This window comes from Pseudomonas sp. NPDC078416, from assembly GCF_050268485.1.
GTDB lineage: Bacteria > Pseudomonadota > Gammaproteobacteria > Pseudomonadales > Pseudomonadaceae > Aquipseudomonas.
This window is the reverse complement of the sequence record NZ_JBNNGV010000007.1, coordinates 49,517-64,475: the sequence shown is the minus strand read 5'-3', so window position 1 is coordinate 64,475 and position 14,959 is coordinate 49,517. Positions and strand designations below refer to the sequence as shown.

Here is a 14,959-nt window from a genome sequence, read left to right as displayed (position 1 = left end):
ACTGGACTTTTTGTGTAGGAAGATCAAAAGCAGATCAACGGCTTCCCGGCTGAAGCCGGTCCTACGGGCGTACGCGCTGATGTTGGTGGGACCGGCTTTAGCCGGGAAAGCGGTCCCGTTGACTGCATGCGTTGCTTTTAGTGGGACCGGCTTTAGCCGGGAAGGGGCCGGTGTGGGCGACGGTAATTTCACGGCATGACGCTTGATCGTTCCCACGCTCCGCGTGGGCATGCCTCCCGTGACGCTCCGCGTCACAACGCCGGATGTCCATGCTTTTGGGCGCTGACGCCGTAGCCATGTCCGCAATCAGCCGCTTAGACTGTCCCCTCTTTCTGTTTTCAAAGGATGAATCCAGTGAATGTTGCTGTTGATCAGGTGGTGATCCATCGTTTTACCGAGGCCCATATCGAGGGCGTGACTGCGTTGTATAACGACCCCACAGTGTGCCGTCAGGTGCTTCAGATGCCATATCAGTCGGCCGATGTCTGGCGCAAACGGCTGGCGGGGGCGGATGAGCGGTCGGTGAAGCTTGTCGCTTTGCATCAGGGTCAGGTGATCGGCAACATTGGTCTGGAACAATACGCGCGCATTCGCCAGCGCCATGTCGGCGCCATCGGTATGGGCGTGGCGGCGGCGTGGCAGGGCAAAGGGGTGGGGTCGCGACTGATGGCCGCTGTGCTGGAAGTCGCAGACAACTGGATGAACCTGCACCGGGTGGAACTCACCGTGTTTGCCGACAACGAAGCCGCTTTGGCGCTGTACCGCAAATTCGGCTTCGAAACCGAAGGCCGCCTGCGGGACTACGCCATCCGCGACGGCGTCCTCGTCGACGCCATCAGCATGGCGCGATTGAAATAGCCGCTCAGCAAAATAAGCGCGCGATGCCGACCTCGTAGGAGCCGGCTTGCTGGCGAAAACAGTAAGTCTGTCGACATCTTCACAACAGACCCACCGCGTTCGCCAGCAAGCTGGCTCCTACAGAGGAATGCATACAGCCAGTGAAACGGTGCGCTGATCGTTAATGCCCCCCCCGGATGCTCCGCGTCACGCTGCAAAAGCACTTTTCAGGTCGTGCACGAATTGACGCAGAGCGTCTCGGGATGCATGCCCACGCAGACCGTGGGCACGATCAAGCGTTGAACCGCAAAATTGATGGAGCCCAAACTGGCGCTTCCCGGCTAAAGCCGGTCCCACTAAAAGCAACGCATGCAGTCAGTGGAGCTGACTTCTTTCCCAACCAAAACCGGCCCCACAAAATCGCAGCGTCCCCTCCGTGGGACCGGCTTCAGCCGGTAAGCTGTTGATCTGCTTCTGATCTGCTTCTGATCTGCTTCTGATCTGCTTCTGATCTTGATCTTCATACGCAAAAAGCCCAGACACCGCCAAACGCGACTTGGGTGCAGGCTGAACGCAGGTCTCGCGCAGTGGGCCGAGCGGCATGGATGCCGCGAGAGCCGCCCCCCGCCATGGATGGCGGATGGCGGCGGGCCCACGGAGCGGGACCGGAGTGAAGGAACCCTGAGAAACGAAGGGCCAAACCGAGAGCAAGCACCCTTGGTTACTTGGGGTGCTTTTCCAAGTAACTCGCCGAAGGCGAAATGTCTGCCGTTAGGCAGACGCTCTTGACCTTCAGAACGCCGACAGTCTCCAAGAGACCATAAAAAAAGCCCCGCGTCTCTCAACGCGGGGCTTTCTGTTACAGCCGACTAAACCATCAAACCACAGCCGTCTGCCCACTCATCGCCAGATCCAGCAACTCACGGTTAGCGACCGCATACATCGCATAATCGTTACCACTCGCCGCACGCAACTCCACCAACATCGCGCGCCAGCGCTCGACCATCGACACATGCTGCTCCAGCCACAGATTCAAACGCTCCTCAACATCCGCAGGACCATTCGCCATCTGCAACACCGACACCGTAATCGCCCGCTGCTGCCAATCGATATCATCGCGGAACGCCTCACGGGCCAGGGCCTGCCAGTTGTTCTCCACCGGCAGGGCACTGATCTGCTGCAGGTACCAGGTCACGTCCAGCGAGCTGCCCACGGCGAAGTACACCTTCGCCACATCGGCCGCATTCTGGCCAGTGACATCCGATGCCTCGATGATCGGCAACAGCGTGTAGAGGTGACTCGTACCCGCCACCATCCGCGCCAGCAACTCCGGAACGCCGGCCGCAACGTACTCCTGATAACGCGCCTGCCATACCTCACGGGTCGGGCCTTCCAGCAACTCGTCCAGCTTCAGACCCAGCGCCGCAATGTGCGGACCGAAGTGCGCCACATCACGGGCCGCGTCCAGTTCATTGCGACGGCTGCGCAAGAACCAGCGCGTCGCGCGACGGCCCAGACGCATCAACTCATCCATCAACGCCAGCTGAATCTCGGCCGGGACTTTGTAGTCCAGCGCCTCGATCTGACGGAACCAGTGCGGGAGGTGGAAAATGTCACGCACGATCACGTAAGCACCGGCCACGTTGGCCGCGGTCATGCCGGTCGACTCTTTGAGTCGCTGCACGAAGGTGATGCCCATGTGGTTGACCAGATCGTTGGCGATCTGCGTGCTGACGATCTCACGCTTCAGACGGTGACGACGCATCGACTCGGAGAACTTCGCGCCCAGCGATGGCGGGAACGCCGTTTCCATGTCGCGCGCCAGGTAGTCGTCGTCCGGTACGCGGGATTCCAGCAGCGCTTCCTTGAGGTCGATCTTGCTGTAGGAAATCAGCACCGACAGCTCGGCCCGGGTCAGACCCTTCTTCTCGGCGATGCGCTCGGCCAGTTGATCTTCCGCGGGCAGGAACTCGATGGCGCGGTCCAGCTTGCCGCGCGCTTCCAGGTCGCTCATCAGGCGCTTGTACTCGGCGATGCGCTCGTAGGCACGGCGCTCCGCCAGGGACAGGGCCTGGGTCTGCTTGTAGTTGTTGCCGAGCACGAGGTTGCCCACTTCGTCGGTCATGCTTTCGAGCAGCAGGTTGCGCTGCTTCTCGGTCATGTCGCCGGCCTGGACCACTTCGTTCAGCAGGATCTTGATGTTCACTTCGTGGTCGGAGCAGTCCACACCACCGGCGTTGTCGATGAAGTCGGTGTTGGTCGCGCCGCCCATCAGGCCGAATTCGACACGGCCCAGCTGGGTCATGCCCAGGTTGCCGCCCTCGCCCACCACTTTGCAGCGCAGCTGATTGCCGTTGACGCGCAGCGCGTCGTTGGCCTTGTCGCCCACGTCGGCGTGGGTTTCGGTGCTGGCCTTGACGTAGGTGCCGATGCCGCCGTTCCACAGCAGATCCACTGGCGCCTTGAGCAGCGCGTGCATCAGCTCGGTCGGGGTCAGTTTGTCAGCGGTGATGTCGAAACGCGCTTTCATCTGCGGGGTGATGGCGATGCTTTTCGCGCTGCGCGGGAAGATCCCGCCGCCTTCGGACATCAGGCTGGTGTCGTAATCGGTCCACGCCGAACGCGGCAGGTCGAACAGACGCTGACGCTCGACAAAGCTGCTGGCCGGGTCCGGATTCGGGTCGATGAAGATGTGCAGGTGGTTGAAGGCCGCGACCAGTTGCAGCTTGTCAGACATCAACAGGCCGTTACCGAACACGTCGCCGGCCATGTCGCCGACGCCGATCACGCTGATGCTGTCCTGCTGCACGTTGATGCCGCGCTCACGGAAATGGCGCTGCACGCCGACCCACGCACCCTTGGCGGTGATGCCCATTTTCTTGTGGTCGTAACCCGCCGAGCCGCCGGAAGCGAAGGCGTCGCCGAGCCAGAAGCCGTAGTCGATGGCGATACCGTTGGCGATGTCGGAGAAGGTCGCGGTGCCCTTGTCGGCGGCGACGACCAGGTACGGGTCATCGTCGTCGTGGCGCACGACATTGGCCGGCGGCACCAGGGCGCCTTCTTTCAGGTTGTCGGTGATGTCCAGCAGGCCGGAAATGAAGATGCGGTAGCAGGCGATCGCTTCGGCCTGAATCTCGTCGCGGGTGCCGGTGGTCGGCAGACGACGGGGCAGGAAGCCGCCCTTGGCGCCGACCGGCACGATGACCGAGTTCTTCACTTGCTGGGCTTTGACCAGACCCAGCACTTCGGTGCGGAAGTCTTCTTCGCGGTCGGACCAGCGCAGGCCGCCACGGGCCACGTTGCCGAAGCGCAGGTGAACGCCTTCGACGCGCGGCGAGTAGACGAAGATTTCAAACTTCGGCACCGGCTTCGGCAGCTCGGGGATCAGGCGCGGGTTGAACTTGAAGCTGAAGTAGCTCTTGCTCTGGCCGTTGGCGTCGGTCTGGTAGAAGTTGGTGCGCATGGTCGCCTTGATCAGGTCAAGGTAGCGACGCAGGATGCGGTCTTCGTTGAGCACTTGCACGCCGTCCAGCGCAGTCAGAATCGCCTGCTCCAGGCGCTGCTGCATGTCGTCGAGGTCGCCGCCGCTCAGCTTGCGCGCCAGATAGAAGCGGGTCTTGAACAGACGCGTCAGCTCGCGAGCGATGTCGGCGTGGTTGTTCAGCGTGCTGGCGATGTAGCCCAGGTCGAAGCCCAGACGGATCTGCTTCAGGTAACGCGCGTACGCACGCAGCAACGCCACGTCGCGCCACGGCAAACCGGCCGTCAGCACCAGACGGTTGAAGGCATCGTTCTCGGCTTCGCCACGCACGATGTGGACAAAGGCGTCCTGCAGCGTGTCGTTGAGCTGTTGCAGGTCCAGGTTCAGGCCTTCGCCGTACGTGAACGCAAAATCGTGAATCCAGAACTCGCGGCCATTAGTGTGGCGCAGGCGGTACGGGAATTCACCGAGTACGCGCAGGCCGAGGTTTTCCAGAATCGGCAGAACGTCGGACAGCGCCAGCGGCGTATCAGCGTGGTACAGCTTGCAGTGCAGCTGCGCCTTGTCGCCCGACAGCGGCTGATAAAAGCTCATCACCAGCGGATTGGCTTCGGACAGGCTCAGCACGTGTTGCATGTCGACCACGGCGGAGTGCGCGGCGAAACGCTCGCGGTAGCCTGCCGGGAAACCTTTCGGGAAGTCGGCCAGGACATTGGTGCCCTGGGCTTCGCCGAAGCTTTCGATGACCAGACTGGCGTAGTCGTCTTTCCACGAACGGCAGGCCTGGATGACTTCGTTTTCCAGCTGCTGCGGGTCGATGTCGAGGGTGACTTTCGGGTCCACACGCAGGATCAACTGCACCCGCGCCAGCACCGATTCCGAGAAGAAGGTCCAGAATTCACAGTCGGTGGCTTTCAGGCGATCCATCAGCACTTGCTGAATTTTCTGACGGACTTCGGTGGAATAGACGTCGCGCGGCACGTAGGCCAGGCAGTAGCAGAAGCGGCCGTACGGGTCTTTGCGCAGGAACACGCGGATCTTGTTGCGCTCCTGGATCTGCACGATCGACATGACGGTGGTGAACAGCTCGTCGACCGGGGTCTGGAACAGGTCGTCGCGCGGCAGCACTTCGACCACTTGCGCCAGTTCCTTGCCCAGGTGCGCCTTGGCGTCGAACCCGGAACGGCGCTCGACTTCCGCCACCTTGCGACGGATGTAGGGGATGGCGCGCACGCTTTCGCCATACACCGACGAGGTGTACAGGCCCATGAAGCGCGATTCCTTGATGACCTTGCCGTCGGCGTCGATCTGGCGGATCGACACGTAGTCCGGGTACGCCGGGCGATGCACGCGGCTCGGGTGCGCGGCTTTGGCGAACGACAGCAGGGTGGGCTCCTGCAGGTACTTCACTGCATAGCCTTCGATGTGCAGGTCTTCGGCGGTGAGGCCTGCGCGCAGCAGTTTGGTCAGACCGAGGAAGGACGACGGGTCGTAATGGAGCTGACCGCCTTCGTCTTCGTTGCTGACGGTGAATTCTTCATAGCCTAGGAACGTGAAGTGGTTGTTGACCAACCATTCGAGGAACACCTTGACCTCGGATTTCTCCTCGGGGTCAATGTTGTATTCGGTGGCGTCGATGCCGGCCAGCAGCTCGTGGAGCTTGACTTTCATCGGCTCGAAATCTTCAACCGCGACGCGGACTTCACCCAGCACCTGCTCCAGTTCGCGGGCGAGCACGTTCAGCTCCGCGGCATTGGCGCAACGGTCGATCTCCAGGTACATCAACGATTCTTGCAGGACGTCGCCGCCGCTGGTGCCTTTTGGCAGCAGTTCGAGCAACTGGCCTTTCGCATCACGGCGTACGCTCAGCACGGTGGTCTGCAGCGTATGGATGCTGTAGCCGCGGCGGTTCAGTTCAGTACGCACCGAGTCGACCAGGAACGGCAGGTCGTGGTGCAGCACTTCGACGGCGGTGTGGGTGGACTGCCAGCCGTGACGTTCGTAATCGGGGTTGTAGACCCGCACTTCAGGTGTGCCGTGCTCGAAGCGTTCGAGCAGGCGCCAGGCCGAGAGGGTGCAACCGGCCAGGTCAGAGAGTCTGCGCTGGGTGAGTTCGTCGAGGGAGATGATGCCGAAGAATTGGTCGGCGAACAGCGCCACTTGTGGCAGTGCCTGTTCGCTGATGTGCTGAGCCAGTGCCGCTCGCAGTTGGTGCTGGAAGTCGGACTTGCTGGCTGCGGTGAAGAACGCCATCTGTGGTACTCCGATTGGCTTGAGCTTTTATATAGGAGAGATGCGTGTGTCGGGTGGAGCGTGTTCGTTTGTCACGTTTGCGTCTGGTCGATGATAGTCAGCATAACGTGACAGGGGGCGTCGCGTTTCGCGTTGCCTGTTTTACTAACGCTTTTGGTGTGTGTGCCGTCACATTTGTTCGGCTCGGGTGCAGCTTAACGAGTGGTGCCCTGAATCTGCTTGCGATGCTGCGACATATTCGGACATCGGGTTGCAAATGACGTGCTGGCTTAATTTGTAGGAGCGCGCTTGCCCGCGAATACGTCGGCACATCCGACATCGTATTCGGCTGACACCAAGCGTGTGATCTGCCTAACGGCAGACGTTTCGCCTTCGGCGAGTTACTTGGTAAAGCACCCCAAGTAACCAAGGGTGCTTGCTCTCGGTTGGGCCCGACTTCGTCGGGTTCCTTCACTCCGGTCTCGCTCCGTGGGCCCGCCGCCATCCGCCATCCATGGCGGGGGGCGGCTCTCGCCGCATCCATGCGGCTCGGCCCACTGCGCGAAACCTGCGTTCAGCCTGCACCAAAGTCGCGTTTGGCGGTGACTGGACTTTTTGTGTAGGAAGATCAAAAGCAGATCAAAAGCTTCCCGGCTGAAGCCGGTCCTACGGTCAGCGCCAATCCCACTGGAAGTACGCGGTGCTTTTTAGTGGGACCGGCTTTAGCCGGGAAGAAGCCAGTTTGTGCGCCATCACCCCTGTAGGAGCCGGCTTGCTGGCGAACACGGTGGGTCAGGTTTACCCAACCGCTACCTTGATCGCAAACCGCAATCTTCAGCAAATCTCACGCAGGACTGGCAAAATCCATCTCTGCCCTGCCCCCCAGCCACAGGAATCGCCGCCATGCAAATGACCACCGACAGCTTCATTTATAACCCATGCGACGAGGAGGAAGATGATATGGCGCTGGCCTGCTGCCATGGCAGCAGCACCGGCGATTTGTTTCTGCTCGCGCGTTTTCCTGATGAGGATGAGGTCGATATCACGTTCCGTGACGACACCATTCACGTCGAAGACAACATCACCGTCACCCTGAGCGCCACCCGGCTGCTGGTCGAAATTGACGCCAGCGACGCCAAACCCCTGGGCGGTGATAACGCGTATGAGATCATCCACAGCACCCCCGCCAGTGAGTTGGCCGAGCTGGACGCCACGTTGCGGATCATCCTCAAGGATGTCGGGACGTACGTCAGCCAGATCAACTGAAGCCCACGACGGCACCGGGCGTCAATTGATGCAAATGTAAGACAGTTCTTGTTTTTGCCCAGTCCTTTGCTGAAAAGCCGAAAAAACCCGCCGGCCGATTAGTCGGCGCCCCTGTGATGGATTAAAGTAACGCCCCCAGCTTCGGCGCCACCTGGCGCTGCTGCCTCTCCTGCCAGGAACTGTCATCGATGGAACATCGTGAAGCGTTGATCGCGCTGCGGACCTTTCTCTCCACCCAGATTCTCGGGCAGGAGAAACTGGTTGAGCGCTTGCTGATCGCGCTGCTGGCCGACGGCCACATGCTGGTCGAAGGCGCGCCGGGTCTGGCGAAGACCAAGGCGATCAAAGAGCTGGCCGAAGGCATCGAAGCGCAATTCCATCGCATTCAGTTCACCCCCGACCTGCTCCCGGCCGACATCACCGGCACCGAGATTTATCGTCCGGAAACCGGCAGTTTCGTGTTCCAGCAAGGCCCCATCTTCCACAATCTGGTGCTCGCCGACGAAATCAACCGCGCGCCGGCCAAGGTGCAATCGGCGCTGCTGGAGGCCATGGCCGAGCGTCAGGTCAGTGTCGGGCGCAGCACCTACGACCTGTCGCCGCTGTTTCTGGTGATGGCGACGCAGAACCCCATCGAGCAGGAAGGCACGTACCCGCTGCCCGAGGCGCAGCTCGATCGTTTTCTGATGCACGTCAAGATCGGCTTCCCGGACGCCACCGTCGAACGCAAGATTCTCCAGCAGGCCCGGGGCGAAGCGCTCAATGGCGAGACCAAGCCTGAGCGCCGGGTCAGCCAGCAGGCGATTTTCGCGGCGCGCAAGGAAATCCTCGGCCTGTACATGGCCGATGCCGTTGAGGAATACCTGGTGCAACTGGTGATGGCGACCCGCACGCCGGCCAAGTTCGATGCCGAGCTGGCCGAATGGATCGGTTATGGCGCAAGCCCCCGCGGCTCGATTTCCCTGGACCGCTGCGCCCGGGCCCACGCCTGGCTGGCCGGGCGCGATTTCGTCAGCCCGGAAGACATCCAGGCGATGGTCTTCGATGTGCTGCGTCACCGCATCATCCTGTCGTTTGAAGCAGAAGCGGCGGGGATCGATCAAGACCGTGTGATCCAGCGCATTCTCGACGTCGTGGCCGTCGCCTGACCCCATGCAACCCTATCTGATCTCCCAACCGGGCATTCGCATCAGCCTCGCCGAGCTGATTGAAATGCGACATCGCGTGCGGGAAGTGCAGCTGTTTTCCACGCCGAGCCAGCGCAGCCCGCTGATCGGTCTGCACCACTCCAAGCTGCGCGGGCGCGGCGTCGATTTCGATCAGGTCAGGGTCTATCAGGCCGGCGACGACGTCAGGACCATCGACTGGCGCGTCACCGCACGCACCCAAGAGCCCCACACCAAACTGTTTCACGAAGAACGCGAGCGACCGATTTTCATCATGGTCGAGCAAAGCCGCCGTCTGTTTTTCGGGTCCGGACTGATGTTCAAGTCAGTCCTCGCCGCCCAGGCTGCCGCGCTGGTGGGATGGGCTGCGCTGGGCCACAACGATCGGGTCGGCGGGCTGGTGTTCGGTGACAACGAGCATTACGAAATCAAGCCGCGACGCAGCAAACAGAGCCTGCTGCAGTTGCTGAACCGGCTGGTGCGGGTCAATCAGTCGCTGCACACCGAAGCCGCTGCCGACCGCGATACCTTCGGCGTGGCGCTGCGCCGCGCGCGGGAGGTGATGCGTCCGGGCAGTCTGGCGATCATTCTGTGCGACGAGCGCGCGTTGTCCGATTCGGCCGAACAGCAACTGGCCCTGCTGTCACGGCATTGCGATCTGTTGCTGCTGCCGCTCTCCGATCCGCTGGATCACGCCTTGCCCGCTGCCGGTCTGCTGCGCTTTGCCGATCGCGGCGCGCATCTGGAGCTCGACACCCTGAACGCCGACCTGCGCCAGAGCTACCGCGCTCAGGGCGAGGAGCGTCAGGCGCGTTGGGAGCTGCTGGCGCAGAAACTGCGCGTGCTGATGATGCCGCTGAGCACACAGCGTGAAATGGTCGAGCAACTGCGCGAGTACCTCAACGGCCAGCGCCCGGTAAAACAGCCATGAGTGCGCTGGACCAGTTGCAACCGCTGATCCTGCCGGAACCGGTCGGGTTCTGGCCGCCCGCGCCGGGCTGGTGGCTATTGCTGGTCCTGCTGCCGGCGCTGGGCTACGGCCTGTGGCGCGCGCGCACGCTGCTGCCCAAAAAAGCCGGCAGCGAAGCCGTCGAGCCACTGGACCCGCTGCGACAGGCCGCGCTGGTCGAACTCGCACAGATGCCGAAACCCTACGATGGCGCACCGGCCGGTGCCTGGCTGCAACAGATCAACGGCCTGCTCAAACGTCTGTGCCGCAACCACTATCCCTACAGCCAGAGCCACACCCTCAACGGCCGCAAATGGCTGGCGTTTCTCGACAACCGCTGCCCGGCCGCCGGCCTGACGCGCTGGATGATTCTCGTCGAGGGCGCCTACAAGCCGGAATGCAAACTCGACGACAAGGCAATCAACGGCCTGACCCAGTCGGTCGAGACCTGGATTCGCAAGCATGTTTGAGTTCGGCTGGCCGTGGCTCTTTGCCCTTCTCCCGCTGCCCTGGGTGATGCGCTTGGTGCTGCCCGCAGCAGACAGTGGCGAAGCGGCGCTGAAGGTCAGCTTTCTCCAGGAGCTGGAAGGTCTGGCCGGGCGCCGTGCACGCACCCATTTGCCGGGCTGGCGGCGTCAGTTGCCGTTCATTACCGTCTGGCTCCTGCTGCTGGTCGCCGCCGCTCGCCCGCAATGGCTGGGCGACCCGCTGCCGGTTGCCGCCAGCGGCCGCGATTTGCTCGTCGCGGTGGACGTGTCGGGGTCGATGGATTACCCGGACATGGTCTGGAAAAACGACGAAGTCAGCCGCCTGACCCTCGTGAAGACGCTGCTGGGCGACTTTCTCGAACACCGTCAGGGCGATCGTATCGGCCTGATTCTGTTCGGCAGTCAGGCGTACCTGCAGGCGCCGCTGACCTTCGACCGCAAGACCGTGCGGGTCTGGCTGGACGAAGCGCGGATCGGCATTGCCGGCAAGAACACCGCCATCGGCGACGCGATCGGCCTGGCGTTGAAGCGTCTGCGCCAGCGTCCGGCCCAGAGCCGCGTGCTGATCCTGGTCACCGACGGCGCCAACAACGCCGGCCAGATTGACCCGAGAACCGCCGCGCGTCTGGCCGCCAGCGAAGGCGTGAAAATCTACCCGATCGGCATCGGCGCCGACCCTGACAAGGGTGCCACCAGCATTCTCGGCCTCAACCCCAGTCTCGATCTGGACGAGCCCGCGCTGCGGGAAATCGCCGCAGTCAGCGGTGGGCAGTATTTCCGCGCGCGCAACGGCGCCGAGCTGGCCGGCATCGGCAAGGCGCTGGACCGCCTTGAGCCGGTTGCTCAGCAACCGACCCAGGCACGTCCGGCCCGGGCGCTTTATCACGTACCGCTGACGATGGCCCTGTTGCTGAGCCTTTTGCTGGTGGTCCAGGAACGCTGGCCGAACAACTCGCTTTATCGCTTTTTTGCGCGCCGACCCACGTTTGTGCAGGGCACGCAATGGCGTCAACGCTTGAAGCGCCTGACGAGGCGCCCATGATCGAATTCCTCTCCGGCCTCTGGCCCCATTGGTCACGCCCTGGCTGGCTGCTCCTGCTGCCGGCGCTCGGCTGGCTGTTGTGGCGGCTATGGAATCGGCAGAAGCGCGTCGGGCGCTGGCAGATGATTTTGCCCAGCGCCTTTCATTCCGCCCTGCTCAGCGGTGGCGGCGGTCGGGAAAGCAAGCTGCCGTGGATGGCGCTGGGTGTCGGCTGGTTGCTGGAGGTCCTGGCGTTGCTCGGCCCGAGCTGGCAGCGCGTCGAGCAGAACAGCCAGCGGCCGGTCGATCCGCTGGTGGTGATGCTTGAGCTGACGCCGGAAATGCTCGCCGCCGACAGCCCGCCCACCCGCCTCGAACAGGCGCGACGCAAGGTGCTCGACCTGTTGCAGGCGCGCAGCGATTCACAGACCGCGATCATCGTGTATGCCGGCAGCGCCCACACATTGGTGCCACTGTCGGACGATCTGGCGACCAGCAAAAACCTGCTGGATGCGATCAAGCCGTCGATCATGCCCGAAGCCGGCCAGCGTGCAGACCTCGCCGTGCGCAAGGCGCTGGATTTACTGGAACAGGGTGACCTCGGCCAGGGGCGGCTACTGTGGATAGGTTCGTCCCTCAGCGAGGCAGAGCGTCAGGGAATTCGCACCGCGATGACCGGCCGCGACGCCCCTCCTTTCTTGATGCTCGGCGTCGGCACCGCTGAAGGCGCGCCCGTCACCCAGGAAAAAGGCGGCTTTCTGAAGGACGCCCAGGGCGGCATTCTCGTGCCGCGTCTGGACGGGCCGGTGCTCAAGGATTTCGCCGACAGCATGGGCGGTCGCTACACTTCGCTGCGCCTGGACAACCAGGACCTCAATGACCTTGGCCTGCTCGACGGTCCCAAGAGTCTGATCAGCGAGGGTCAGAAAGTACGGCTCGACCGCTGGGCCGATCAGGGCTACTGGTTGCTGCTGCCGCTTCTGCTGCTGGCCGGTTGCGCCGGGCGACGCGGCTGGCTGCTGTGTTTGCCGTTGCTGTTGATCGCCGTGCCGCAGCCCGGCTATGCCTTCGGTTTCGACGACCTGTGGCGCCGCCCCGATCAACAGGGCGAGCACCTGCTCAAGCGTCATCACCCGGCCGAAGCCGCGCGGCACTTCGAGAACCCGCAGTGGCAAGGCATCGCGCTGTATCAGGCCGGCGACTATGCCGGCGCCGTCCAGCGCTTTGCCCAGGGCAGCAGCGCCGCCGATCACTACAATCGCGGCAATGCGCTGGCCCGAAGCGGTGAGCTGGAAGCTGCCATCGACGCCTATGAACAAGCGCTGGAGCGTCAACCGGACTTTCCGGCGGCGTTGGCCAACAAAGCGTTGGTGGAACAAGTCCTGGAGCAGAGCAAGGCGTCGAATCAGGCAAAGGCTGACGAGAAGGCGAAGACTGACGAGAATGCCGACAATGCCCGCGAAGGCAACGCCGGACAGTCGTCATCGAGCGCGCCATCGGCGCCGCAGGATGCCGATGCCGACCGCTCGGCCAGCGATCAGCAAAGCGCCGCCGACGAGCAGGCTTCCGGCGCAGGGTCCGACAGCGACGAGCCTGCGCGTGCCTCCGGCAAACCAGCCGACGGCCAAATCGATGGCGAGCAGAAACAGGCGCTCGAACAATGGCTGCGGCAGATCCCCGACGAACCCGGCGAACTGTTGCGGCGCAAATTCTGGTACGAACAACAGCAGCATCAGGAAAAGACCCGATGAGTCGTCTGCACAGGTTGCTGATCGCAGGAATGTGGTGCCTGTTCTCTCTAGTGGCGCAGCTGGCACAGGCCGACAGTGCCGGCTCCACGCTGCAATCCAGCGTCGACCGCACGCGTGTCAACACCGGCGAAACCGTTGAACTGACCCTTGAAACCGACGACGCGACTGTCTTCGGCAGGCCGGACATGAGCGCGCTGGACGCCGACTTCGAGGTGCGCGACACCCGCCAGCTCAACAGCCTGACCACCCTGGAAGGCAACGTTCACGCGACGACCCGCTGGCTGATCACGCTGATGCCGCGCCACAGCGGCTCGATTGAAATCCCGTCGCTGAAGCTGGGTGAAATGACCAGCCAGCCGATCGTGCTGCAGGTGGTCGATGTCGGCCCCGTCGCTCAGGGTCAGGAACAGAAGCTCGCCCCGGTGTTCATGGAGGCGAGCCTCGATCAGGACAGCGTGTATGTTCAGGCGCAGGTCTTGCTCACCGTGCGCATCTACCACTCGGTGTCGCTGTTCGATGACAGCAGCCTGACGCCGCTGCAAGTGCCGGACGCGCGCATCGAAAAGCTTGGCGACACGCGCACGTACGAGAAGCAGATCAACGGCATTCGCCACGGCGTGATCGAAATGCGCTACGCGCTGTATCCGCAGCACAGCGGTAAGCTGACCATCCCGGCCCAGGCCTTCAGCGCCACGCTGGTTCAGGACACCACCGACGCCGCTGCGGCCGCCGCCATGGCGCCGGGCGCAATCGCCAGCGGGCCGAAGCCGGGCCGATTGATGCACGTGACGTCGCTGCCCCTGACCCTCGACGTCAAGCCGCAACCGGCGCACTACCCAGCCGACACGCCATGGCTGCCGGCGCGCAGCGTCAGCCTCAGTGAAAACTGGAGCCCGGAACCTGTCCACAGCCAGGTCGGTGATTCCCTCACGCGCACCTTGCAGCTCAGGGCCGAAGGCTTGTCCAGCGCGCAGTTGCCGCCGCTGCCCGCCACCGACGTCAGTGCGTTGCGGCGTTACCCGGACCAGCCGCAATTGAGCAATCAGCCCGGCGAGCGCGGTTTGACCGGCGTGCGCGAGGAGCGCGAGGCGCTGGTGCCCAATCGTCCCGGCGCCATCGACATTCCCGCGGTTGATCTGGTCTGGTGGAACACTCAGGAAGACCACCTGGAGCACAGCGCCCTGCCCGCCCGCACCTTGCAGGTCAGCCTCAATCCGGCGTTCGCCGTGGACACGCCCGTGAGCGACAACAGCAATGTCACGGTGATCGGCCCGCCGGTGTGGCCGTGGCAGTTGAGCACGGTGCTGTTGAGTTTCACCACGCTGCTGGGCTTCGGCCTGTGGTGGCGCGGTCGCTGGCAACCGGCGCTGGCCCGGGTCGCGCAAACGGGGCCAAGTCCGCGTACAGTACTCGACGACCTGAAACGCGCGTGCCTGGCCAACGACCCCCACGCGACCCGCCAGGCGCTGGATGCCTGGGCCCGTCAGCAGCCGGAAACCCTGGCCGACATGGCCGCGCGCTTCGTGCCGCTGTCCCATGCGCTGGACGGCCTGAATGGCGCGCTGTACAGCGAGACTGAAAAACTGTGGCTGGGCGAAGACCTCTGGCGCGCCGTCAAAGCGCTGCCCGCCATCGAAAACCCCCAGGACCCGAGCGGAGGCGACAGCCTGCCGCCGCTGTATCCAAAATGATGCAATTGCTCTTTCTCCCTGTAGGAGCGTGGCTTGTCCCGCGATCTGGCGCGCAGCGGCAGCAGAACCTGCCCGCG

At 63.0% G+C, this 14,959-nt stretch carries 9 protein-coding genes; 8 read left to right on the top strand and 1 reads right to left on the bottom strand.

The window, feature by feature from the left end; translation table 11 throughout:
- Positions 1-354: 354 nt before the first annotated feature.
- On the top strand, positions 355-858 hold the full coding sequence (locus ACQKEN_RS09760; protein ID WP_427685289.1) for a GNAT family N-acetyltransferase: 504 nt from the start codon (positions 355-357) through the stop codon (positions 856-858).
- Positions 859-1,714: 856 nt separating this feature from the next.
- Here the strand turns inward: ACQKEN_RS09760 and ACQKEN_RS09755 are convergent.
- Positions 1,715-6,571: an NAD-glutamate dehydrogenase gene (locus ACQKEN_RS09755; protein ID WP_427685288.1), complete on the bottom strand. Its 4,857-nt coding sequence runs from the start codon at positions 6,569-6,571 to the stop codon at positions 1,715-1,717.
- Between the two features lie 882 nt (positions 6,572-7,453).
- On the opposite strand from ACQKEN_RS09755, the gene ACQKEN_RS09750 reads away from it, so the two are divergent.
- From ACQKEN_RS09750 to ACQKEN_RS09720, 7 genes are all read left to right on the top strand, one after another.
- Positions 7,454-7,816: a hypothetical protein gene (locus ACQKEN_RS09750; RefSeq protein ID WP_427685287.1), complete on the top strand. Its 363-nt coding sequence runs from the start codon at positions 7,454-7,456 to the stop codon at positions 7,814-7,816.
- 188 nt (positions 7,817-8,004) lie between these two features.
- Positions 8,005-8,964, top strand: coding sequence for an AAA family ATPase (locus ACQKEN_RS09745; protein ID WP_037013687.1), 960 nt, complete (start codon positions 8,005-8,007; stop codon positions 8,962-8,964).
- 4 nt (positions 8,965-8,968) lie between these two features.
- The gene (locus ACQKEN_RS09740; protein ID WP_427685286.1) at positions 8,969-9,913 is read left to right on the top strand and encodes a DUF58 domain-containing protein; all 945 of its coding nucleotides are present in this window, start codon (positions 8,969-8,971) and stop codon (positions 9,911-9,913) included.
- Positions 9,910-10,401: a DUF4381 domain-containing protein gene (locus ACQKEN_RS09735; RefSeq protein WP_427685285.1), complete on the top strand. Its 492-nt coding sequence runs from the start codon at positions 9,910-9,912 to the stop codon at positions 10,399-10,401. Before ACQKEN_RS09740 ends, ACQKEN_RS09735 begins: the two co-directional genes overlap by 4 nt.
- Entirely contained in the window at positions 10,394-11,461 is a 1,068-nt protein-coding gene (locus ACQKEN_RS09730) for a vWA domain-containing protein (protein ID WP_427685284.1), read from the top strand. Before ACQKEN_RS09735 ends, ACQKEN_RS09730 begins: the two co-directional genes overlap by 8 nt.
- A complete protein-coding gene (locus tag ACQKEN_RS09725) occupies positions 11,458-13,191 on the top strand; it encodes a VWA domain-containing protein (RefSeq protein WP_427685283.1) in 1,734 nt (577 codons plus the stop codon). The genes ACQKEN_RS09730 and ACQKEN_RS09725 overlap by 4 nt, the downstream gene beginning before the upstream one ends.
- Entirely contained in the window at positions 13,188-14,882 is a 1,695-nt protein-coding gene (locus ACQKEN_RS09720; RefSeq protein WP_427685282.1) for a BatD family protein, read from the top strand. The genes ACQKEN_RS09725 and ACQKEN_RS09720 overlap by 4 nt, the downstream gene beginning before the upstream one ends.
- Positions 14,883-14,959 lie beyond the last annotated feature (77 nt).

Excerpts from the sequence above, each read along its gene's own strand:
- ACQKEN_RS09755 (WP_427685288.1), bottom strand. The coding sequence starts at position 6,571 with ATGGCGTTCTTCACCGCAGCCAGCAAGTCCGACTTCCAGCACCAACTG.
- ACQKEN_RS09750 (WP_427685287.1), top strand. The coding sequence starts at position 7,454 with ATGCAAATGACCACCGACAGCTTCATTTATAACCCATGCGACGAGGAG.
- ACQKEN_RS09745 (WP_037013687.1), top strand. The coding sequence starts at position 8,005 with ATGGAACATCGTGAAGCGTTGATCGCGCTGCGGACCTTTCTCTCCACC.
- ACQKEN_RS09740 (WP_427685286.1), top strand. The coding sequence starts at position 8,969 with ATGCAACCCTATCTGATCTCCCAACCGGGCATTCGCATCAGCCTCGCC.
- ACQKEN_RS09735 (WP_427685285.1), top strand. The coding sequence starts at position 9,910 with ATGAGTGCGCTGGACCAGTTGCAACCGCTGATCCTGCCGGAACCGGTC.
- ACQKEN_RS09730 (WP_427685284.1), top strand. The coding sequence starts at position 10,394 with ATGTTTGAGTTCGGCTGGCCGTGGCTCTTTGCCCTTCTCCCGCTGCCC.
- ACQKEN_RS09725 (WP_427685283.1), top strand. The coding sequence starts at position 11,458 with ATGATCGAATTCCTCTCCGGCCTCTGGCCCCATTGGTCACGCCCTGGC.
- ACQKEN_RS09720 (WP_427685282.1), top strand. The coding sequence starts at position 13,188 with ATGAGTCGTCTGCACAGGTTGCTGATCGCAGGAATGTGGTGCCTGTTC.